The organism is Rhodococcus koreensis, from assembly GCF_900105905.1.
Classification (GTDB): Bacteria; Actinomycetota; Actinomycetes; order Mycobacteriales; family Mycobacteriaceae; genus Rhodococcus_F; species Rhodococcus_F koreensis.
The window spans coordinates 3,678,915-3,699,154 of the sequence record NZ_FNSV01000005.1; the positions used below are offsets into that span (position 1 = coordinate 3,678,915).

Here is a 20,240-nt window from a genome sequence, read left to right on the forward strand (position 1 = left end):
TCCAGCAACCGCAGCCGCCCGGCAAACCTATTCGTGCCAGACCGCGGTGTTCCCGCCCCGGCGCTTGGCGGCGTAGAGGGCGATATCGGCGTGATGGAGCAACTCGTCGACCGTGCGGGCCGACGTACTGCGCGCCATCCCCACACTGATCGTCACGACGAGCAGTTCGTCCCCGACGTCGATCGGCGTCATGATCGAGGCGAGCATCCGGTCGACCACGTCGTCGGCGTCCAGTTCGTCGATGTCCGGAAGGATCGCGACGAACTCGTCGCCGCCGAGTCTGCCCACCGCGGACGGCGTCCGCATCGCGTGCCGCAGATGCTCGGACACCGCCTGCAGGATGGAATCGCCGACGCGATGGCCCCGGGTGTCGTTGACTTCCTTGAACCCGTCCACGTCGAGGAACAACGCGACCGCCGGACCCACGCCGGGCTCGAACAGGCGCTGCAGATGCTCCGTGATGGCGGCGCGATTGAGCAGCCCGGTGAGACTGTCGTGCGTGGCCTCGTGCAGAAGCAGCGCATGCGCCTCCTCCGCCTGCTTCTGGGCGGTGACTTCCGCGGTGACGTCCCGGAAATGCACGACCAGCGCGCCGGCGTCGGCCGCGGCGGTCACCTCGATCGTCGCCCCGGGCCGATACAACGAATCCACCCGGGTCTGCTGCTGAGTCCCGGTGGCGAGGACCTTGCGGCACAGTGCGTCGAAGTAGCTGCCCTGCGTTTCGGGGAGAACCTCGGTGACGACGCGGCCGAGCAACTCCTCCCGCGACCGTCGTACGTGCCGCAGGCAGACGGAGTTGACGTAGATGATCCGAAGGTCCTCGTCGAGCGCCATGAACCCCAGGCCCACCCGGTCGAGCAGAGACGCGAGCTGGGCGTCCCGGCCGGCGACGTGTCCGAGTTCGATGACGACCCCCGTCAACTCGACGGGATCGCCGGACGCATCGGTGGTGACGTCGATGCTGCGGGTGAGGATGTACCGGGTCGACCGATCCGTCAGCACGATACGGAACACGCATTCCGCGCCGACCGAGCCGGCCGTGTCTTCGAACATCCGGCGCACCGTGCCGATGTCCTCGGAATGGACGCGCTCCCGCCACAATTCGAGCGGCGGCAGGGAACCGTCGTCCCCGAAGATGGCGGCGGCCTTCTCGTCCCACCACAAGGTGCCGTTCATGACGTCGTACCGGACGATGCCCACCCCGAGGCGCGGAATGCCCAACGCCATCAGGTCCTCGCCGTCACCGTGATCGCCCCCCAGCCACTCGAAGATCCACCCTACTCACAACGGTGGCGGCAGCCACCGGTCAGTTGGCGAGGAACTCGAGCAGTACCTTGTTCACCACTTCGGGCTGTTCGAGGTAGCCGTAGTGCCCCACGTCGGGGATCTCGTAGTACCGGGCCGACGGGATCGCCTCGGCCACCTCACGCGAGAGGTACGGCGGAATCATCCTGTCGTCGGCGAAACCGACGGACAGGCACGGCGCGGTGATCGCCCGGTAGGCCTGCCTGCGGTCGAAGCTGCGGTCCATCTCCATCTGCGCGCGCACACCGTCCGACGTCCGGCCGCCGCTGAACTCGAACAGGTCGAGCCAGTCGCGGGCCGTGTGCGGGTCGACGAGCGACGCGGGCGACAGGTTCATCACGGCGGTCACCGCGGCCCGGTACTTGGCGGGGAGTTCGACCCCGCTGTCGTGGAGGGCGCGCTCGCCCTCGGTGAGGGTCTGCTGGAAGTAGTCCATGCGGGCGTGGCCGGCGAGGAAGGCCGCCTTGAGCACGAGATCGGGGCGGGACAGTGCCAGTTCCTGCGCGACACGGGCGCCCATCGAGGTGCCGACGACACGGGCCGGTCCGCCACCGAGGTGCTCGATCAGTCCCGCGGTGTCCGCGACGAGGTCGTCCATGGTGATCCCGTCGACGCTCTCACCGGACGGCGCGATGCCCCGGTTGTCGAACGTGCAGACGCGGTAGCCGGCGTCGACGAGCGCGGGGGTCTGATGCAGATCCCACACCCGCCCCGGGCTTCCGGTTCCCATGATGAGCACCACTAAATCGCCGGATCCCTTGACCTGGTAATTCAGGGGGATCCCGTTGATCGTGGCGATCGTCATCTTGCCTTCCTTCCCTGGGCGGTCTCACCGAACTAGATTGGATAGCCTAAGCTGGCTTCGTCGCCGCTCAAAAGCGGCGCTGACCGACAAGCTCGTCCAGGAGGACCGCGTTGAGAGTCGCCACACTCGGATATCAAACCTGGGGTCACCGTACCCTGCAGGCCCTGCTCCAGTCCGACCATGAGGTCGTCCTCGCGATCACCCACCCCAAGAGCGATCACGTCTACGAACAGATGTGGGCGGACTCCGTCGCCGACCTGGCCACCGAGCACGGGGTGCCCGTGCACATCGCCACCAAGCCGGACGAGAACTTCAAGGCCGCGCTGAAGCAGGCCGACCCGGACATCGTCGTCGCCAACAACTGGCGCACGTGGCTGCCGCGGGACGTCTTCGACTCTCCCCGCTACGGCACCCTCAACATTCACGATTCGCTCCTGCCCAAGTACACAGGATTCTCCCCGCTGATCTGGGCGCTCATCAACGGCGAGGAAGAAGTCGGCCTCACCGCGCACCTGATGGACGAGGAACTCGACGCCGGCGACATCGTTTTGCAGAGGTCGACGCGGGTCGGGCCGACGGACACCGTCACCGATCTGTTCCACCGCACCGTCGACATGATCGGCCCGATCACGCTCGACGCGCTCGCACTGATCGAGTCCGGTCGCACGGACTGGACGCCGCAGGACCGCTCGCAGGCCACGTTCTTCCACAAGCGTGCCCCCGAGGACAGCCTCATCGACTGGACGTGGCCCGCCGACGCCATCGAACGCCTCGTCCGCGCGCAGTCCGACCCGTACCCGAACGCCTTCACCCATTTCAAGGGTCAGCGTGTCCGGGTTCTGAAGGCCGCCGTATCCGAGGGAAATTACGGTGGAACGCCCGGGCGTGTCTTCATCCACGAAGGCGACGGAATGGTCATCGTCGCCGGACCCGACGCCCGCACCGGACAGAACAAGGGCCTGAAGATCCAGCGCGTCCGCCTCGACGACGGCACCGAACTCGCCGGGACCGACTTCTTCCCCCACGGCGGCGGCTACCTCAGCTGACGCCCGTGCGCCTTTCTGGTAGTGGGTGCTACCAGAAAGGCGCACGGGGCGGAACGCCCTACCGCCCCTCCCACGCCGACCACAGCTCGGCGTAGCGTCCGCCGGCCGCGACGAGCCGGGTGTGCGGACCTTCCTCGACGATCCGGCCGTGTTCCAGGACGACGACCCGGTCTGCGGCGGCCGCCTGCGTCAGCCGGTGGGCGACCACCAGCGTCGTGCGACCGCGGGTCGCGGCCTCCGCCGACGCCTCGAGTTCGCGGGCACCCGCGCTGCCCGCTTCGGCCGTCGCCTCGTCCAGGATGGCGACCGCCGGGTTCGCGAGGACGAGTCGCGCCAGGGCCAGCTGCTGCGCCTGGGCGGCGGTCAACTCGTGTCCGCCCTCCCCGACCACGGTGTGGACCCCGTCGTCCAGAGCGGTCACCCAGCCGTCGGCGCCGACGGCCTTCAATGCCATCGCCGCGTCCTCCTCGGACGCGTCGGGTGCCGCGAGCCGCAGGTCGTCGATCAGCGGTCCGGCGAACACGTGGACTTCCTGGCTGACGATCGCGACCCGGCGACGGAGGCCACCCGGCTCGAGGTCCGCCAGCGCGGTTCCGCCGATCCGCACCGAGCCGGACGTCGGGACGATCGACCCGGCCGCGATCGCCGCGACCGTCGTCTTGCCCGCCCCGGTCGAGCCGACGAGGGCGACACGTTCACCCGACTTCACGTGCAGGCTGATGCCGTGCACCACTTCGTGGCTGCCGTCGTAGGTGTGGCGGACGCCGTCGAGTTCGAGCGTCGCGTCCGTGTTCTCCCCGGCGGCGGCGGTCCCGGCGGAGGATTCGTCGTCGAGGTCGACGACGCCGACGAGCCGCGCCAGGCTCGCACCGGCAGACTGCACCTCGTCGAACGTGTACATCAGCATGCCGATCGGATTGAACAACCGGTGGAAGAGCAGCGCCGCGGTCGTGGTCTGGCCGACTGTCACGATGTCCGCGTTCACCAGGGCGAATCCGGCGGCGAGGATGGTGGCCAGCCCCACGAACTCGGCCCGGTTGCCGCGTCCCGCGAACCGGGTGAACAGTGCGAAGACGCCGACGGACAGGTCGCGGGCCTTCTCCGACGCGCCGTTGATCTGACCCAGGTGGCTGTCTTCCAGGCCGTAGGCGCGCACCGTCCGGGCACCCTGCATGCTGCTGATCAGGGCCTGCGAACGCTCCCCCATCGCGACGCGTTCGGCGGCGTACACCGGCGCCGACCGCGGCAGGTACCAGTGCATCGCCAGCGCGTACATCGGCAGCGCCACCATGCCCGCGAGCCCGAGCCGCCAGTCGATGCCGAGCATCGTGACCATGCTCAGCACCACCAGCAGGACCGCCGTGACGAGATTGGGGACCACGTCGGTGACGGCCTTGCCGATCACCGCGACGTCGTCGCCGACGCGCGACAGCAGGTCGCCCTTGCCGACCCGTTCGACCGTCTGGATCGGCAGCCGGAGCGCCCGGTCGACGGTCCGCTCGCGCAGGTCCGCCAGGATTCCCTCGCCGAGACTGCGGATCAGGTACGACGCGAACCCGGCGCACAGTCCGCCGATCACCGCGGCGGACGCGATCACCGCGACCACCCAGCCGATGGTGGACGGCGGCGCACCGTCCTGGACGCGGTCGACGAGGACGCCGAAGACGTAGACAGGGACCAGCGCCATGCCGGCCGCGACAGCCGCCACCAGCAGCGTGAAGACGCTCCGGCCGCGGCGCTGTCCCAGCTCGGACCTCAGCCACGCCCACGTGTCGCGCGCGTTCGCGATGGGAAGCAGTTCACTCATCGCAGGACCGCCTGACGGTAGTTCGCGTTCTCGGTGGCCAGTTGCGAGTGGGTGCCCTCACCGGCCACCGTTCCGTCGTCGAGCACGACGACGCGGTCGGTGACGGACAGCAGCGCGGGGCTGCTCGTGATGAGGATCGTGGTCTGGCGATCCGGGGAGCCGCGATGCCGGAGGTCCGCGATTCCGCCCGCGATCGCGTGTTCGGTGACGGCGTCCACCGCCGTCGTCGGATCGTGCAGCACCATCACCGGCGACTGCGCCACGAGTGCGCGTGCCAGGGCGACGCGCTGTCGTTGACCACCGGACAGCGAGGACCCGCGGTCGGCGACCTCGTGGTCGAGCCCCTCGGGGTGCGCTTCGACGACGTCGACCGCCGCGGACGCGGACAGCGCCGCGTGTACCTCGGACGCCGTCGCGCCGGGCCTGCCCGCGGTCACGTTCGATGCGACGGTTCCGGAGAACAGGTCGCCGTTGTGCGGTTCGACGAGCAGCGTCCGGCGGGCGTGCGAAAGATCCGCGTCCGACAGCCGGACACCGCCCACCGTCAGTTCGCCGTCGTAGCGGTCGGGCGGAACCTGCCCGGACAGCAGCGCGGCCAGCGCCTCCGCGTCCTGGGGGCGGTACGCGACGACGCCGAGCAGTTCGCCGGGGGTGACCCGGAGGTCCAGTCCGCTCAGGGACCGGTAGGACACGCCGGTGAGGCTGAGTTCGCTGCCGTCGAGTGTCCGGCCCGCCCCGGCGGGCAGCAGGGGTTCCGCGTCCAGTACGAGTGCGAGGCGGTCCGCCGACGCGCGGGCGAGGGCGAGGAACCCGGGCAGGCCGGCGAGAACGCCGAGCGGTTCGATGAAGAACTGGGACAGTCCGACGACGGTGATCAGTTCGCCGATAGTGATGCGGCCCTCGAGCGCGAACCAGCCCGCGAAACCCGCGACCCCGACGGCGAGGAGTGCGCTGACGGTCATCGACACCCCGGCGAACACGGCGGAACTCTTCGCCGTGTGCAGGGTGGCGCCGAGTGCGTCGCGGCTGGCCGCCCGGTACCGGCGCGACGCCGACACCTCGGCGCCGATCCCGCGCAGGGGGCGGAGCCCGCTCACGAGGTCGGTGGCCATCGCGGACGCCCGCGCGACCGCCGCCTGCTGGTCGGTGGCGCGGCGGGTGATCAGCGGTGCCGCGAGTTGGAGAAGTCCGAGGATGACGGGGGTGCCGATCAGGACGGCGAGGCCGAGGGGCACGTCGATCAGCAGCAGGGCGATCGCGGATCCGATCGCCGCGGTGAGGGCCGCGGCGGCGCGCGGGGTGATGTCCGCGATCCAGGCCGCGCGGTCGGCGTCCGACGTCGACACGGACAGCAGCTCACCGGCGCGCAGCTCGGTGCGCACCCCCCGCGGGTCGAGGATGCGGTGCGCGACCTCCATCCGCAGCTGGTGGGCCTCGTTCTGCATCGCCACGACGATGAAACGCGCACCGTAGCGCCAGGCCGCGGTGAGCACCAGGAACAGCAGTGCGAGGGCGCACAGCCACACCGTGAGCGCGAACACGTCGCCGGTCGCGACGGCCCGGTCGACGATCACACCGATCGAGATCGGGACCAGCGTCTCGGCTACCTGATGCAGGCAGACGAGTACGGTGCCGATGCCCAGCCGTCCCCGATTCCGCACCAGGGTGCGACGCAGAATTGCGGTGCCACCAGTCTTCACGCGCGTAACTCCCAACGCCGACGCTTCCCCACCCACCACAAAGTAAGCGGACCCTAACTAGATGAACCCTAATCGATGGGCAACTAGCGTTGACATGCCCGGTTCTCATAGAGTCGCCGATACGAACTACTGCGCGTGACGCAGCAGCAAGCCCGAGAGGACAAAGATGGCCGCGAAGACGACCGCCGAAAACGACATCGCGGACGAGGATCTCGAACCCCTAGCCGACGAGACCGCTCGCCAGGCGCAGCGTGTTGTCGCTGCATACGCCGAAGATGCCGACGAGTGCAGGATGCTGCTCGCGATGCTGGGAATCGGACCCACCTCCAAGCTCGACTGAGAATTTCATCCACTTCGACTGCGAAGGAAGCCCGTGGCTGCCAGTTCGGAATCGTCAGCATCGTCATCACGCTCGACTTCTGATCCGGTTTCCGGGCAAGCCGACTTCGTCGTCGTCGCGAACCGACTCCCCGTCGATCTCGAACGCCTTCCGGACGGCACCACCCGCTGGAAGCGCAGCCCCGGTGGCCTCGTCACCGCGCTCGAGCCGATCCTGCGCCGCAACAAGGGCGCATGGGTCGGCTGGGCGGGGGTCCCGGACGCGGAACTCGATCCCGTCGTGGAGGACGATCTCGAGCTGTACCCGGTTCCGCTGAGCGCCGCGGAGATCGCCGATTACTACGAGGGCTTCTCCAACGCCACCCTGTGGCCGCTGTACCACGACGTCATCGTCAAGCCCGAGTACAACCGCGCCTGGTGGAACGCCTACGTCGAGGTCAACCGCCGTTTCGCGGAGGCCACGTCGAAGGCTGCCGCGCAGGGCGCCACCGTGTGGATCCAGGACTACCAGCTGCAGCTCGTTCCGAAGATGCTGCGCATGCTCCGACCCGACCTCACCATCGGGTTCTTCCTGCACATTCCGTTCCCGCCGGTGGAACTGTTCATGCAGATGCCGTGGCGCACCGAGATCATCGAGGGCCTGCTCGGCGCCGATCTGATCGGGTTCCACCTCCCGGGCGGTGCCCAGAACTTCCTCTACCTGGCCCGCAAGCTCGCCGGCCAGCAGACGTCCCGCGGCAACGTGGGCGTCCGCTCCAAGCTGGGCGTCGTGCAGGTAGGTTTCCGCACGGTCCGCGTCGGCGCGTTCCCGATCTCCATCGACTCGGGGCAGTTGGACGAGCAGTCCCGGTCCAAGTCCATCCGGGACCGCGCCAGGAAGATCCGCAAGGAACTGGGCAATCCCAAACACATCATGCTCGGCGTCGACCGCCTCGATTACACGAAGGGCATCGACGTCCGCCTCGCCGCGTTGCACGAACTGCTCGACGAGAACCGCGTCGACCCCGCCGACACCGTGCTCGTGCAACTCGCGACACCCAGCCGCGAGCGCGTCGAGAGCTACGTCCACATGCGCGGCGAGATCGAGCAGTCGGTGTCGCGGATCAACGGCGAGTACGGCGAGGTCGGCAGGCCCGTGGTGCACTACATCCACCGGCCCATCCCCCGCGACGAACTGATCGCGTTCTTCGTCGCCGCCGACGTGATGCTGGTGACCCCGCTGCGGGACGGCATGAACCTGGTCGCCAAGGAGTACGTGGCGTGCCGGAGTGATCTCGGCGGCGCGCTGCTGCTCAGCGAGTTCACCGGTGCGGCCGCCGAACTGCGTCAGGCGTTCCTGTGCAATCCGCACGATCTCGACAGCGTCAAGGACGCGATGGAGCAGGCCCTGAACCAGCCGAAGGAGGACGGCCGACGCCACATGCGGGCCCTGCGCAGGCAGGTCCTCGCACACGACGTCGACCGGTGGGCCCGGTCCTTCCTCGACGCCCTCGCACACGGCGGCGCCGCGGGCCCCGCGCTGATCGCTCCCGCCGAGGCTTCCGAGTCCGACTACACCGAAGACGCGACCGGGAACAGCTGACCTCCCCGGCTCAGCTGACCGGACGTCACCAGGAAGGCGACGAAGTCGCGGATCGTCTCGTCGGCGGGACGTGGGGCGTAACCGAGTTCGGACCGCGCCTTGCCACCGTCGACGTCCGGCGCCGCGAGCAGCGCCGACATCGCCGACCGCGACAGCACGTCCGACCCGAAGCGGGTCCCGATCGGTTCGGCGATCGGCAGCACGCGTTCGATGACACTGAGCGGGAACGAGTACAGCGGCCCCCGACGGCCCGCCGCACGCGCTGCCCTCCTCACGACATCATGCATGCCGAGCATGTGCCCCGAGATCAGGTAGTTCTCACCGGTCCGGCCCTTCTCGCCTGCGGCGATCAGTCCGGCGGCGACGTCGCGGACGTCGACGAAGTCGAACCCGCCCTGCACCGCCGCGGGCACCCGGCCACGAGCGGCGTTGCGCAGCAACGCGTTCACCCGCGACAGTCCGTAGTCGGCGGGCCCGTACACCCCGGTGGGGTTGCAGATCACCGCGTCGAGGCCGGCGTCGACCACCTCGCGGAGTTCGATCTCGCCTGCCCATTTCGACCTGTCGTACACGGGGATCGACGCGTCGACGGACCTCGGCGAGTGCTCGTCGAGCGTTCCGCCGCAACTGCTCTGGTCGAAGGAGTGCACAGAACTGCAATGCACCATCCGCCGAACTCCCACCGCGAGAGCGGCTTCGGCGACGGCGCGAACACCCTTGGTGTTGACGGTCCACGCCAGGTCGTCCTTCTGGGCGAGGGTGATCATCGCGACCAGGTGGTAGACCACCTCGGCGCCGTCCAGCGCCTGCTTCATGGATTCGACGTCGAGCACGTCGGCGTTCACCCAGGTGACCCCGTATTCGGGTGCGTACCGGGAACGGACGCGGTCGATGGCAGTCACCTCATGCCCTGCCTCGACCAACAGATTCAGCAGATTGTTGCCCACGAATCCCGCGGCGCCGGTTACTGCAACCTTCATCGACGACTCCCCGTTCGGTTGTGGCCGTGCGACACAGCGTCGTGCGTCGGCACCCGGCCAGGAAACCCCGAGACTACTAGAACTTGTTTCATTTTGTGAAGGGGGTGGCTCCGCCCCGTGAGTACTTCTTAACCGCCCGACGTTAATAAGTACTCACAGGCAGCGCAGCTACACCGGGGTCAGCTGATCGACGAGCCAGCGGTCGTCGACCTTCTGCAGCGACACCCGCACCCGGCTGCCCGACGTTCGGGCGTCGGGGGCGTCGGCGCTCGTCGTCGTCTGGTTCAGGTACAGCAGAACCACCGCCTCGTCGGGTGTGGTCGACACCGGCGCGGCGGCCTGCACCGACACCTGCACGGTGAGTTGCTTCTGCTTGGCGCCCGGTGCGATGGTCTCCTGGACGAGCGTGGTGTAGTCGTCACGGAACGAACCGGTGAGTCCGTCTGCGGCAGAGGCCAACTGGTTGTCGACGTCGGCGAAGTCGTACGCCAGCATCGCGACGGCCTGCTTGCCCGCGGCGTCGACGGCGTCGATGCGCGCCTGCTCGGAGAGTTGATCCTGCCGGTGGCCGTACCAGAGGAAGCCCACCCCGACGGCGAGCGCGACCACCACGACCGCGGCCGCGATCTTCAGCGCTGCGCCCTTGGTGATTGCGAACTTTCGCTTGCCTTCGTTGTTGTCGCTCATGGGACGAACTCCACCTTCGATGCGGTCAACTTGCCGTCGACGTCGCTGATCGTCACCCGCATCCGGAAGTCGCGCGGTGAGGGTTCCGGCTGTTCCTTGCTGCTCACCATCGTCCGCGCGGCCACCAGGACGTTCGCCGAGATCGACGTCTCGGTACCGTTCTCGATGCCGGCCTCGATGACCTCGCCCTCGGTGGTCACGTTCGCGTCCTGCACGACACCGACGAACGGATCCTCCCGGCCCTGGAACTCTTCGAGGAACTGGCCGGAAGCACCGGCGACGATTCGGGCGACGTCGTCCTTCGCGGTCTCGGGGTGGATGGTCGTCAGGTTGAGCACCGTCTGCCGGGCCGTGTCGACGAAGGCTTGACGGCGGTCGTCCCGTTCGCGCGCGGACAGCTGGTCGAGCAGCAGGACTACCGCCGCGACGACCAGTGCGACAATCACCACCGCCGTAACGCCCCACGCGAGCAAAGACTTCAGGGGCCGACCCTGCTTCGGCGCCTCGATCGGCGGCGCCTCGGACGCCTGTGGTGCGGACGTCGTCGTGGAGACCTTCTCCGCCTCGGGAGTGGCCTGCGCGACCGCCGGCTTGGCGAGGACCACCGGCTTCGGGGCCTCGGTCTCCCCCACCGGCGGGCCGGCGTGCCGGACGGCCCGGCGTCTCGTCCGGTCCGTCGATGCGGGTGTCTGCTGCGCCTGATCCGCGGAGTCGGTCACGCGCTCGTCCGTGCCGGAACTCAAATCTGCTGACCTGTCATCATCGTCTGCCACGTCGAGTCCTTTCCCTGCACCGCCAGATCCGGTTGGGTGTACGTCTTTCCATCCGAACCAATGAAGCTACCGGTGGCCGGGTCGTAGGGCACGGCCGCGACCGGTGCACCCGCGGAGCCTTCGTAGGAACTCGGAACGGCTGTGTACGAGGGTACATCCGGCGGCATGATCGGCCCGTACGGCGGGTTGTTGCCCGACGCCTCCCAGCCCTCGCGGCATGCCTCGACCGTCGGTGCGCGGCGTCCGGGGAACTCCATGCACGGGAGGTTCCGCGCGCCGCGCACGACGGACGGGTCGTCCGGAGCGGCCTTGCAGTACAGGTCGTTCGGTGTCGCGATCGGGTCGGTCTGATCTCCCGACCGGCGTTGGTCGGGGGGCAGGAATCCCGTCGTACACGCCGGGGGGTCGTGCAGTTGCAGGGCGAAGTCGACGATCGCGCCGTCCTCCACGGGCCCGCCGGTCGCCGCCGTCACGAGCGCCGCGGTCAGCGGCGGGTAGATGACCAGCACCTGCTCGATGCTCTTGTTGTAGATCACCCCGACCTGCCCGACGCTCACCAGATTCCGCAGCAGGATCGGCAGCGTCGGCTGCAGGTCCTGGAACAGCTGGGTGGCTTCCTGCGCCGCGCCGGGACCCTTCTCCAGCACCGACCGCAGGCTCGGGTCGCTCGCCCGCAACTGGTCGGTGAACGTCACGAGGTCCTGGGTCCACGAGCGGATGGCGTCGCTGCTGACCGTCTGGGTGTCGAGCAGCGGACCGACCTGGTCGATCAGGGCCTTTGTCGCGTCGCTGTTCGCGTCGGCCTCCTCGACGAACAGGCGGGCCGAGTCGATGAGCCGCTGCAGGTCGGGACCGGATCCGTTGAACGCCGTGAACGCCTCGTCGATCACCGTCTGCAGCCTGGTGTCCGAAATGCTGGCGAGCAGTTCGTCGGCCTGGTCGAGCATCTCGCCGACGTCCTGCGGGATGGTCGCCCGATCCTCCGGGATCACATCGCCGTTCGCGAGGTACGGGCCGTCGGCTGTGCCTTCCCGCGGGATCAGGTCGACGTACTGCTCGCCGACCGCCGACACGCTCTTGACCGCCGCGTCGACGTCGGCCGGGATCTTGTAGTCGCTGTCGAGCGACATCTTCGCCTCCACACCCTCGCCGGTGAGCGTCACGTTCTCGACGACACCGATGTTGGTGCCGCGGTACGCGACATTGGCGTGGGAGTAGAGCCCGCCGGTGGACGGCAGCCGGACGCTCACCTCGTAGCGTCCGACGCCGAACAGCACCGGCACCTTGATGTACTGGATCGACATCACGACGAGCCCGATGACGGTGAGGATCGAGAAGATGATCAGCTGAATACGAACGAATCTCGTCATTCTCATGGTGTCGGCGCCCCTCCCAGTTGCGGCGGAAGGCCCGGTATCTGCGGCAGTCCGGGTATCTGCGGGAGCCCGGGAATCACCGGCGGCGCGGGTGCCGGTTTCGGCGCCGGCTGCAGCGGCGCCTGCAGCGGATCGCCGGACTGTCCGGCCACCCCGGCGAGCGATCCCACGGCGCCCTCCACGCCGCCGAGTGATCCGCCGAGCCCGGTTCCGGTCAGGAAGTTGCTGTCGACGCGTTCGTTGGTCATGTCGATCGTCATCATGAGGTTCGCGTAGTCGCCCTGAATCGCCTTGTCCATCGTCTTCATCGGGAAGGGGTACGTGAGCATCAGGGTCAGCACCTCGGTCAGCGCGCTCCCCGAGTTGGCGAGTTCACGCAGCACCGGGGTGAGGTTGCGCAGGTTCGCCTTCAGGTCCTCGCCGCTGCTCTCGACGAGACGGGAGGCGGTGTCGCTGAGCTTGCCCACCTCGACCAGAGCGGTGGTGAGATTCTGCCGTTGGGTGACGAGCACGTCCAGCGCGGGCGGGATGCCGTCCAGCGCCGCGTCCAGGGTGGCCTTCTGCTCGTTGACGGTGCCCGACAACCGGTCGAGCCCCTCCATCGCACCGATGATGTCGCCGCGCTGCCGGTCGAGGCTCGTGACGAGCTGGTCGAGTTGCGGAAGGAGGTCGCGGATGGACTCCTCCCGTCCGCCCAGCGCGGCGTTGAGTTCCTGGGTGATGTCGCGGATCTGGGCGATGCCGCCGCCGTTGAGCACCACCGACAGCGACGACAGCGTCTGCTCGGTGGTCGGGTAGGCGCCCGCCCGCTCGATCGGGATGACGTCGCCGTCCTCGAGTTTGCCTTCGGGCTCGACGTCGCTCGGCGGAGCCAGCTCGAGGTGCTGCGAGCCGAGGAGGCTGGTCTGGCCGATCTTGGCGGTCGCATTGGCGGGCAACTGGACGTCGCCGTTGATCGACACGGTGACCAGGGCGTGCCAGTCCTGCACCTCGATGCCCGTCACCGAACCCACCGTCACGTCGTTCACCCGGACGGGCGAGTTCTGCGACAGCGTCGTCACATTGGGCATCTGGATCTCGACGGTGTAGGCGTCGTCGCCCTGCCCCTCGGTCCCCGGCAGGGGAAGCGAATTCAGCCCTTCCCACTCGCATCCGGTCAGGGTCAGCGTCAGTGTGATCGCCACCGCGGCGATGCCACCGCGACGCATCCGTGCGTGCTTCGTCATCGCCCACCTCCCGGCTGCAGCAGATCGTTCAGGTCCCTGGGCACGTCCACCGTCGGCATCCCGGCGAGGGTGCCGGTCACCGGGGGCGCGGACCGCGGCGGCACGGAGGCCTCGAGACTCGGCGGGGTGTACTCGATCTGATCCGGGAACGCATTCACTCCCGTGGTCGGGTTGGTGAGGACGGGCAGATAGTTCATCGTCAGCGAGTTCAGGACCGGCGACAGGTACTGGGTGCACAGGTCGGCACTGCGATTCGCCTCGTTGGCCTGCAGGCTCTGGATGGCGCCGCACATGAAGTTCACGGGGTTTCCGAGGTTCGCAAACGCGACCGCACCGACCAGTGACCCCTGCGCCGGCTTGTAGATGTTGCTGAAGTTCGCCAGCGCCGTGGGCGCCACGTGGAGCACCTGCTCGATCTGGGGCCTCTTGTCGGCGAGCACCTGGGTGGCGTCCGCCAGACGGCCGACCTGCTCACTGAGGGCGGCGCGGTTCTCCGCCACGAACCGGTTGACGTCGCCGAGCGCCAGGTCGAGGTCGTTCAGGGCGGTTCCGAGTTCGTCGGAGTTGGTGGCGAGCATGTTCGACACCGACGCGAGCCTGCCCTCGAACTGGACGATCTGCTCGTTGCTCGACGACAGCGCCGCCACGAACGTCTGCAGGTTGCGGATGGTCGAGAACAGGTCGGTGCGGCCGTCGGACAGGGTCCGCATGGTCTCCGACAGTTCCCGCAACGTGTTGCGCAGCGACTCGCCGTTCCCGTCGAGATTGGCGGCGGCGGTGTCGATGAACGTGCCGAGCGAGCCCTGCGGGTCGGCGCCCTGCGGTCCGAGCGCCTCCGACAGCTTGTTCAGCTCGGTCTTGATCTCGTCCCATTCCACCGGGACGGCGGTGTGCTCCACCGGGATGCTCGCGCCGTCGCCCATCGTCGGCCCACCCGCGTACACGGGTGTCAGCTGGACGAACCGTCCCGACACCAGGCTGGGCGCGACAATGACGGCCTTCGCGTCGGCCGGAATCTTCACGCTCTTGTTCACGTTCATCGTCACCCGCGCGAAGTCGGCGCCGGGCTCGATCGAATCGATCGTCCCCACCTTCACACCGAGGACGCGGACGTCGTCGCCCGAATACAGCCCGGTGGTCGCCGGGAAGTAGGCGGTGATCGTGTTCTGGAACAGCTTGGGCACGAACATCACTGCGGCGCCGACGATCAGCACCACCACGACCGCGGCGACGCCGCCGCGGATCAGCCACTTCTTCCGCGTGTTGGTGATTTCCGGGTTCGTCGTCATCGCGGCGGTTCCCTCAGCTCGATGGACGGACCCGTCTGCAGGTACGCCTGGAGGTCGTTGGGCAGATGCTCCGGCCACGTCACCGCGTCGCTGAGCCCCTGGAACAGGTTACCGATGCCGATGTTGTAGACGTACGCCATGAAGAACGGACCGCTACCCACCGACTCGCCGAGCTGGGTGGCGTACGGTGCGAGGCCGTCGAGCGCCTGCGAGATGTTGTCCTTGTTCCGCTGGAGGACGTCGACCACCGAGTTCAGCTTGTCGAGCGTCGGTTTCATCTGCTCCTCGTTGTCCTGGACCAGCCCGGTGAGCTGCCGGGACACCTCGGAGATGTTCACGATCAGCTGGCTGATCGCCGCGCGGCGACGGTCGAGCTCACCGAACAGCTCGTTTCCGTCGACGATCAGCGAGTTGATCTGCCCGCTGCGCTCGGCGAGGATTCCGGTCACGTTCTCGGCCCGCGAGAGCAGCTGCCGCAGGCTCTCGTCCCGCGAGTTGATGCTCTCCGACAACCGGGTCAGGCCGTCCAGTGCGGTGCGCAGCTCGGGCGGCGTGTTCTCGAGAGCGCCGGACATCGCGTTCAACGCGTTGTTGACCTCGTCGGTGTCGAGTTCGGAGACGGTGGTCGACAGATCGCCGAGTGCGTCGTTGAGCGAGTACGGAGAGTTGGTGCGCTCCAACGGAATAGTCGATCCCACCCGCATCGTGTCGTGCCCGAGCGGGGTGACGGCGAGGGACTTGCGCCCGAGAACGGTGTTGGTCTTGATGTTCGCCTCGGTGGCGTCGCCGAGGGCGATGCCGTCCTGGATGGTGAACGTGACGAGCACCTTCTGGTCGTCGAGTTCCACCTCGGCGACCTTCCCGACGTCGACACCGGCGAGGGTCACCGTGTCGCCGGTCATCAGCCCACCCGCGTCCTCGAAATAGGCGGAGTACTGCGTGCCGCCCGAAAGGAATTGCAGCTGATCGTATTGCAGGGTCGCGATCACGATCATGCTCGCGACGGCGACACCGATGAGTCCCACCTGTACGGGATTGCGTTCACTCTTCATGGCTACGGTGCACACCTCCCTGCCGTCTGACCGCCCGGCATGTTCAGGAGCAGATCCGATCCGTCCGGGCCGGAGAACTTGAACTTGACCGTGCAGACGTACATCTGGAAGAAGCTGCCGTACGTGCCGATGCGGATGAGCCTGCGGTACGCGTCGGGCAGATTCTGGAACACCCAGTCGAGGTCGTCCTCGCCCGCCTGGAGTTGAGTCGCGGTGCGGTTGGCCTCGGCGATCGTGCTCTGCAGGGGCGGCCGCGCACCTTCGAGCAGATGTGCGAGATCGCCCGTCGCCCCGGCGATGCGGGGAATGGCGTCACCGATCTGATCGCGGTCCTGGGAGAGCCCGCTCACCAACTGCTGCAACTGGTCGAGCGTCGACCGGAACTGGTCGCCGCGGTCGTTGATGGTCCCGAGCACCTGGTTGAGGTTCGTGATCACCTCGCCGATCAACTGGTCCCGGTCGGCGAGGGTGTTCGTGAACGAACTCGTGCTGCCGAGGAGCGAGACGAGCGTGCCGCCCTGCCCCTGGAACACCTGGACCAGCGCCTGCGACAGGTCGTTGACCTGCTGCGGGTCCAGCGCCCGGAGCAGCGGCTTGAACCCGCCCAGCAGAAGGTCGAGATCGAGTGCGGGAGAGGTGTTCTCGACGGGGATCGAACCACCGTCTGGCAGTGGTTCCACCGATCCGGCGCCTTCGAGGAGTTCCATGTACCGGTCGCCGACGAGGTTCTCGTACCGCACCGTCGCCTTGGTCCCGTCGAACAGCGAGTACTTGGTGTCGACGGTGAAGTCGACGTCGGCCAGGTTGTCGTCGTCGATGCCCACCTTCTCGACGGCGCCGACGGGAACGCCGGCGATGCGGACCTTGTCGCCGGGCTTGAGCCCGGACACGTCGGTGAACGTGGCGTGGTAGCCGTCGGAACTGCTGAAGCGGTACTGGCTGAACACCAGGGCGAGCCCGGCGAAGATCACCGACATCACCGTCGCGAAGATCAGCAGCTTGACCGTGGTCGCTCGCACAGTCACTGCCCACCCTGCCCGGGGTACACGCCCGCGAACAACAGTTGGAACACCTTCGGCAGATGTACCTGGACTTCCGTCGACGGCACGAACGGCACCGTGCCGGTGTCGGCCACGACGAAGTTCGCGTGCTTGCTGAGATCAGGGTTGGGAAGACCGTGGCAGTTCGGCCCACCTGTCGCGTTCACTTTCGGCAGGTCCTTCGGATAGGTGTACGGCTCCTGCCCGTACATGAAGCTGGCACTCAGCGCGATACCCGGCTGATTGCCGCCGATGAGCTGTTCGGCGAGGGGGATCACGTTGTTCAGGCCGACGATGAAGCAGGAGATCTCGGGCGAGTACTCGGCCAGCAGATCCGTCGTCGGGAGCAGCAGGCCGAGAGCGGAGTCCAGGTTCTGCTCGTTCTCGGTCAGGACGGTGTTCGCCGTGTCGGCCAGCCCGGTGACGTTGAGCAGCACGGCGTCCAGGTTGTCCTGTTCGTCGACGACGGTGCCGCTGGTGGCCGTCGCGTTGTCGAGCACCCGGAGCAGGTCGGGCGCGGTGTCGGCATACACGTCGGTGACCTGCGCCGCCTTCGCCAGATCTTCCTGCAACTGGGGCAGACTCGGGTTCATCTCCGCCAGGTAGCTGTCGCTCTGCTCGAGCAGGGCGCCGAGTTCGTCACCCCGCCCGTGCAGCGCCGAGGAGATGGCACCGAGGGTGGCGTTGAGCTTCTCCGGCTGCACCTTGGCCAACACGTCGGACAGGTGCTGGAAGACCGTGTTGAATTCGACGGTGACGTTGTCGGATGCGATGACGTCCCCCGACTGGAGAGGGGTGGACGACGGGTTCTCCGGCATCACGAAGTTGACGTACTTGGCGCCGAACACGGTGGTGGACTTGATCTCCACAGTCGCGTTGGACGGAATCAGAGACATCATGTCGGGGTACATCGCCAGTTTCAGCTCGGCGCCGTCGGTCACGTGCTCGATGGCGGCGACGCGGCCGACCTGGACACCGAGGAGCTTGACCTTGGCGTCGGGTTCCATCACCAGTCCGGAGCGATCCGACGTCACGGTGACGGGCGTGGTCTCGTTGAACGTGCCGTTGAACATGGCCAGTGACACACCGATGATCGCGAGAAGACTCACCACGAGTACGAGTGCCGCGAGCTTCTTCTTCCCACTCGAATCAGTCATCTACCGGCACTCCTATCCCGAAAGGTTGAAGTTGCCGGACCCGCCGTAGATGGCGAGCGAGATGAGCAGGGTGACGGTGACGACGGCGATCAGCGAGGAGCGCACCGCGTTGCCGACGGCCACACCGACGCCGACCGGGCCGCCCGAGGCGTTGAAGCCGTAGTAGGTGTGGATGAGCATGATCGCGATCGCCATGACGATGGCCTGGGCGAACGACCACAGGATGTCCGTGGGTATCAGGAACGTCGAGAAGTAGTGGTCGTAGACGCCGGACGACTGGTCGTACAGCACGACGGTCGCGAACCGGCTCGCCATGAAGGACGCGATCACCGCCAGGGCGTACAGCGGGATGATCGCGATCATGCCCGCCATCACGCGGGTGCTGACCAGGTACGGGATCGACGGGATCGCCATCGTCTCGAGTGCGTCGATCTCCTCCGAGACGCGCATCGCGCCGAGTTGGGCAGTGGAGCCGGCGCCGATGGTGGCCGCCAGCCCGATGCCCGCGATGACCGGCGCCGCGATGCGCACGTTGATGAATGCCGCGAAGAAGCCGGTGAGTGCCTCGACACCGATGTTGCCGAGCGAGCTGTACCCCTGCACGGCGATGGTGCCGCCGGTGAACAGAGTCAGGAAGCCGACGATGACGACCGTTCCGCCGATCACCGCGAGCGCACCGGTGCCCATGCTGATCTCGGCGATCAGCCGCAGCGTCTCCCTCGGGTAGTGCATCAGGGCGCGGGGCGCCGAGCCGATGGCCCGCGCGAAGAACAGTGCCTGTTCACCGAGCCGGTCGATCGAGCGGGACGCCGACGCGAACCGTCTGCGAGTTCGGGGAAAGCGCCCGGCCGCCGCTAGTGCCATCTACTCCACCACCAAGTCGATCACCCTGCCGTCAGTTTGATGCCGACGGCGGTGACGAGAACGTTGACCACGAAGAGGGCCATGAACGAGAACACGACGGTCTGGTTGACGGCGTCACCGACGCTCTTCGCGCCACCCTTGACATTCAGGCCGAGGTAGGCGGCGACGAGGCCGGCGATCATGCCGAACAGACCGGCTTTGACTTCCGAGATCACGAGTTCCCCGAAACCGGTGAGCAGCGTGATGCCGTTGACGAACGCACCCGGGTTGACGTCCTGGATGTAGACCGAGAAGACGAAACCGCCGAGGATGCCGATGGTGCAGACCAGCCCGTTGAGCAGGAGCGCCACGACGGTCGAGGCCAGCACGCGCGGCACGACCAGGCGGTGGATCGGGTTGATGCCCAGCACGCGCATCGCGTCGATCTCTTCGCGGATGGTGCGGGCGGAGAGGTCTGCGCAGATGGCGGTGGCGCCTGCACCCGCCACGATGAGCACGGTGACGATGGGGCCGACCTGGGTGACGGTGCCGAGAGCGGCGCCGGCGCCACTGAGGTCGGCGGCGCCGATCTCACGGAGGAGGATGTTGATCGTGAAGCTCACCAGCACGGTGAACGGAATGGCCACCAGCACGGTGGGCACCATCGAGACCCGGGCGACGAACCACGCCTGGTCGACGAACTCGCGACGCTGGAAGGGCCTCGAAAAGACTGCCCTCAACGTTTCGCCCGACATCGTGAAGAACCCGCCGACCGCACGCAACGGCACCTCGAGGAGGTCTACCATCCGTCCTCCTCGTCCATGATCTCGCCCAGCACCGACTGTCAGTTCGAGCCCAGCCCCCCAACGGTCTGTGACTCAGGTCATATTAACTAGAACGTGTTCACCTGTCAAAGGTGGCCGCTCATCAGCAAGAATCGTCCCATATTCAGCACGCTCCGAGGGTCGGATTCGACCGAAAATCAGGGCGTGTCACCCCGCGATCGGACCTGGAAGTTGGTGCCAGCCGGAAACACAAAGCGTTGGCGCTAAGTTGTTATAGCACAAGACCTTTGAATAAATATCATCGCGCACGGGCGAGCGCGGAAATCGCCTTTGCGTCCGATTCCGGCGACCGGGCGCGCCCGCCGGGCACCAGCGCTTCGGGAGTGTCGCAGGCAAGGGTGATCGAACCGGTCGACGGCGGAAAACTAGAACACGATCTAGTCAAATC

The 20,240-nt window shown here is 67.4% G+C and carries 18 protein-coding genes; 3 read left to right on the plus strand and 15 right to left on the minus strand.

The window, feature by feature from the left end; all coding sequences use genetic code 11:
- Positions 1-27: 27 nt before the first annotated feature.
- Both BLV94_RS21245 and BLV94_RS21250 read right to left on the minus strand, forming a co-directional pair.
- Complete coding sequence (locus tag BLV94_RS21245; RefSeq protein WP_072947928.1) at positions 28-1,227, minus strand: sensor domain-containing diguanylate cyclase; 1,200 nt, start codon at positions 1,225-1,227, stop codon at positions 28-30.
- A gap of 79 nt (positions 1,228-1,306) precedes the next feature.
- Positions 1,307-2,110 (minus strand): alpha/beta fold hydrolase, encoded by an 804-nt coding sequence (locus tag BLV94_RS21250; RefSeq protein WP_015888572.1) that lies wholly within the window; start codon positions 2,108-2,110, stop codon positions 1,307-1,309.
- Between the two features lie 110 nt (positions 2,111-2,220).
- Here BLV94_RS21250 and BLV94_RS21255 point away from each other — a divergent pair, with 110 nt between their 5' ends.
- Positions 2,221-3,156, plus strand: a complete 936-nt coding sequence (locus BLV94_RS21255; RefSeq protein ID WP_072947926.1) for a methionyl-tRNA formyltransferase — start codon at positions 2,221-2,223, stop codon at positions 3,154-3,156.
- 58 nt (positions 3,157-3,214) lie between these two features.
- Here the strand turns inward: BLV94_RS21255 and BLV94_RS21260 are convergent, their stop codons facing one another.
- Entirely contained in the window at positions 3,215-4,963 is a 1,749-nt protein-coding gene (locus BLV94_RS21260) for an ABC transporter ATP-binding protein (protein WP_072947923.1), read from the minus strand.
- A complete protein-coding gene (locus BLV94_RS21265) occupies positions 4,960-6,663 on the minus strand; it encodes an ABC transporter ATP-binding protein (RefSeq protein ID WP_072947921.1) in 1,704 nt (567 codons plus the stop codon). Before BLV94_RS21265 ends, BLV94_RS21260 begins: the two co-directional genes overlap by 4 nt.
- 166 nt (positions 6,664-6,829) lie before the next feature.
- Between BLV94_RS21265 and BLV94_RS49640 the strand changes: the two genes are divergently transcribed.
- The gene (locus BLV94_RS49640) at positions 6,830-7,003 is read left to right on the plus strand and encodes a hypothetical protein (protein ID WP_167372178.1); all 174 of its coding nucleotides are present in this window, start codon (positions 6,830-6,832) and stop codon (positions 7,001-7,003) included.
- Between the two features lie 33 nt (positions 7,004-7,036).
- Positions 7,037-8,584: an alpha,alpha-trehalose-phosphate synthase (UDP-forming) gene (locus tag BLV94_RS21270; protein ID WP_072947918.1), complete on the plus strand. Its 1,548-nt coding sequence runs from the start codon at positions 7,037-7,039 to the stop codon at positions 8,582-8,584.
- Here BLV94_RS21270 and BLV94_RS21275 read toward each other — a convergent pair.
- The 11 genes from BLV94_RS21275 to BLV94_RS21325 form a co-directional block, all read right to left on the minus strand.
- Complete coding sequence (locus tag BLV94_RS21275) at positions 8,554-9,564, minus strand: NAD-dependent epimerase/dehydratase family protein (RefSeq protein WP_072947916.1); 1,011 nt, start codon at positions 9,562-9,564, stop codon at positions 8,554-8,556. The genes BLV94_RS21270 and BLV94_RS21275 overlap by 31 nt on opposite strands.
- Before the next feature lie 168 nt (positions 9,565-9,732).
- On the minus strand, positions 9,733-10,251 hold the full coding sequence (locus tag BLV94_RS21280) for a h domain protein (RefSeq protein ID WP_072947914.1): 519 nt from the start codon (positions 10,249-10,251) through the stop codon (positions 9,733-9,735).
- Positions 10,248-10,994: a hypothetical protein gene (locus BLV94_RS21285; protein WP_072947911.1), complete on the minus strand. Its 747-nt coding sequence runs from the start codon at positions 10,992-10,994 to the stop codon at positions 10,248-10,250. Before BLV94_RS21285 ends, BLV94_RS21280 begins: the two co-directional genes overlap by 4 nt.
- Complete coding sequence (locus tag BLV94_RS21290; RefSeq protein ID WP_072947909.1) at positions 10,991-12,400, minus strand: MCE family protein; 1,410 nt, start codon at positions 12,398-12,400, stop codon at positions 10,991-10,993. The genes BLV94_RS21285 and BLV94_RS21290 overlap by 4 nt, the downstream gene beginning before the upstream one ends.
- Complete coding sequence (locus BLV94_RS21295; RefSeq protein ID WP_072947906.1) at positions 12,397-13,626, minus strand: MCE family protein; 1,230 nt, start codon at positions 13,624-13,626, stop codon at positions 12,397-12,399. The genes BLV94_RS21290 and BLV94_RS21295 overlap by 4 nt, the downstream gene beginning before the upstream one ends.
- Positions 13,623-14,915, minus strand: a complete 1,293-nt coding sequence (locus BLV94_RS21300; RefSeq protein ID WP_072947903.1) for an MCE family protein — start codon at positions 14,913-14,915, stop codon at positions 13,623-13,625. The genes BLV94_RS21295 and BLV94_RS21300 overlap by 4 nt, the downstream gene beginning before the upstream one ends.
- Positions 14,912-15,967: an MCE family protein gene (locus BLV94_RS21305; protein WP_072947901.1), complete on the minus strand. Its 1,056-nt coding sequence runs from the start codon at positions 15,965-15,967 to the stop codon at positions 14,912-14,914. The genes BLV94_RS21300 and BLV94_RS21305 overlap by 4 nt, the downstream gene beginning before the upstream one ends.
- A gap of 2 nt (positions 15,968-15,969) precedes the next feature.
- Entirely contained in the window at positions 15,970-16,992 is a 1,023-nt protein-coding gene (locus BLV94_RS21310) for an MCE family protein (protein ID WP_083395633.1), read from the minus strand.
- Positions 16,989-18,164 (minus strand): MCE family protein, encoded by a 1,176-nt coding sequence (locus BLV94_RS21315; RefSeq protein ID WP_072947897.1) that lies wholly within the window; start codon positions 18,162-18,164, stop codon positions 16,989-16,991. The genes BLV94_RS21310 and BLV94_RS21315 overlap by 4 nt, the downstream gene beginning before the upstream one ends.
- Before the next feature lie 12 nt (positions 18,165-18,176).
- A complete protein-coding gene (locus BLV94_RS21320; RefSeq protein WP_072947894.1) occupies positions 18,177-19,028 on the minus strand; it encodes an MlaE family ABC transporter permease in 852 nt (283 codons plus the stop codon).
- Positions 19,029-19,048: 20 nt separating this feature from the next.
- A complete protein-coding gene (locus BLV94_RS21325; protein ID WP_015888557.1) occupies positions 19,049-19,813 on the minus strand; it encodes an MlaE family ABC transporter permease in 765 nt (254 codons plus the stop codon).
- Between the last annotated feature and the right edge of the window lie 427 nt (positions 19,814-20,240).

Coding starts and splice junctions, on each gene's coding strand:
- BLV94_RS21325 (WP_015888557.1), bottom strand. CDS start 19,813: ATGGTAGACCTCCTCGAGGTGCCGTTGCGTGCGGTCGGCGGGTTCTTC.
- BLV94_RS21260 (WP_072947923.1), bottom strand. CDS start 4,963: ATGAGTGAACTGCTTCCCATCGCGAACGCGCGCGACACGTGGGCGTGG.
- BLV94_RS21315 (WP_072947897.1), bottom strand. CDS start 18,164: ATGACTGATTCGAGTGGGAAGAAGAAGCTCGCGGCACTCGTACTCGTG.
- BLV94_RS21320 (WP_072947894.1), bottom strand. CDS start 19,028: ATGGCACTAGCGGCGGCCGGGCGCTTTCCCCGAACTCGCAGACGGTTC.
- BLV94_RS21250 (WP_015888572.1), bottom strand. CDS start 2,110: ATGACGATCGCCACGATCAACGGGATCCCCCTGAATTACCAGGTCAAG.
- BLV94_RS21290 (WP_072947909.1), bottom strand. CDS start 12,400: ATGAGAATGACGAGATTCGTTCGTATTCAGCTGATCATCTTCTCGATC.
- BLV94_RS21295 (WP_072947906.1), bottom strand. CDS start 13,626: ATGACGAAGCACGCACGGATGCGTCGCGGTGGCATCGCCGCGGTGGCG.
- BLV94_RS21305 (WP_072947901.1), bottom strand. CDS start 15,967: ATGAAGAGTGAACGCAATCCCGTACAGGTGGGACTCATCGGTGTCGCC.
- BLV94_RS21280 (WP_072947914.1), bottom strand. CDS start 10,251: ATGAGCGACAACAACGAAGGCAAGCGAAAGTTCGCAATCACCAAGGGC.
- BLV94_RS49640 (WP_167372178.1), top strand. CDS start 6,830: ATGGCCGCGAAGACGACCGCCGAAAACGACATCGCGGACGAGGATCTC.
- BLV94_RS21245 (WP_072947928.1), bottom strand. CDS start 1,227: ATGGCGTTGGGCATTCCGCGCCTCGGGGTGGGCATCGTCCGGTACGAC.
- BLV94_RS21300 (WP_072947903.1), bottom strand. CDS start 14,915: ATGACGACGAACCCGGAAATCACCAACACGCGGAAGAAGTGGCTGATC.
- BLV94_RS21275 (WP_072947916.1), bottom strand. CDS start 9,564: ATGAAGGTTGCAGTAACCGGCGCCGCGGGATTCGTGGGCAACAATCTG.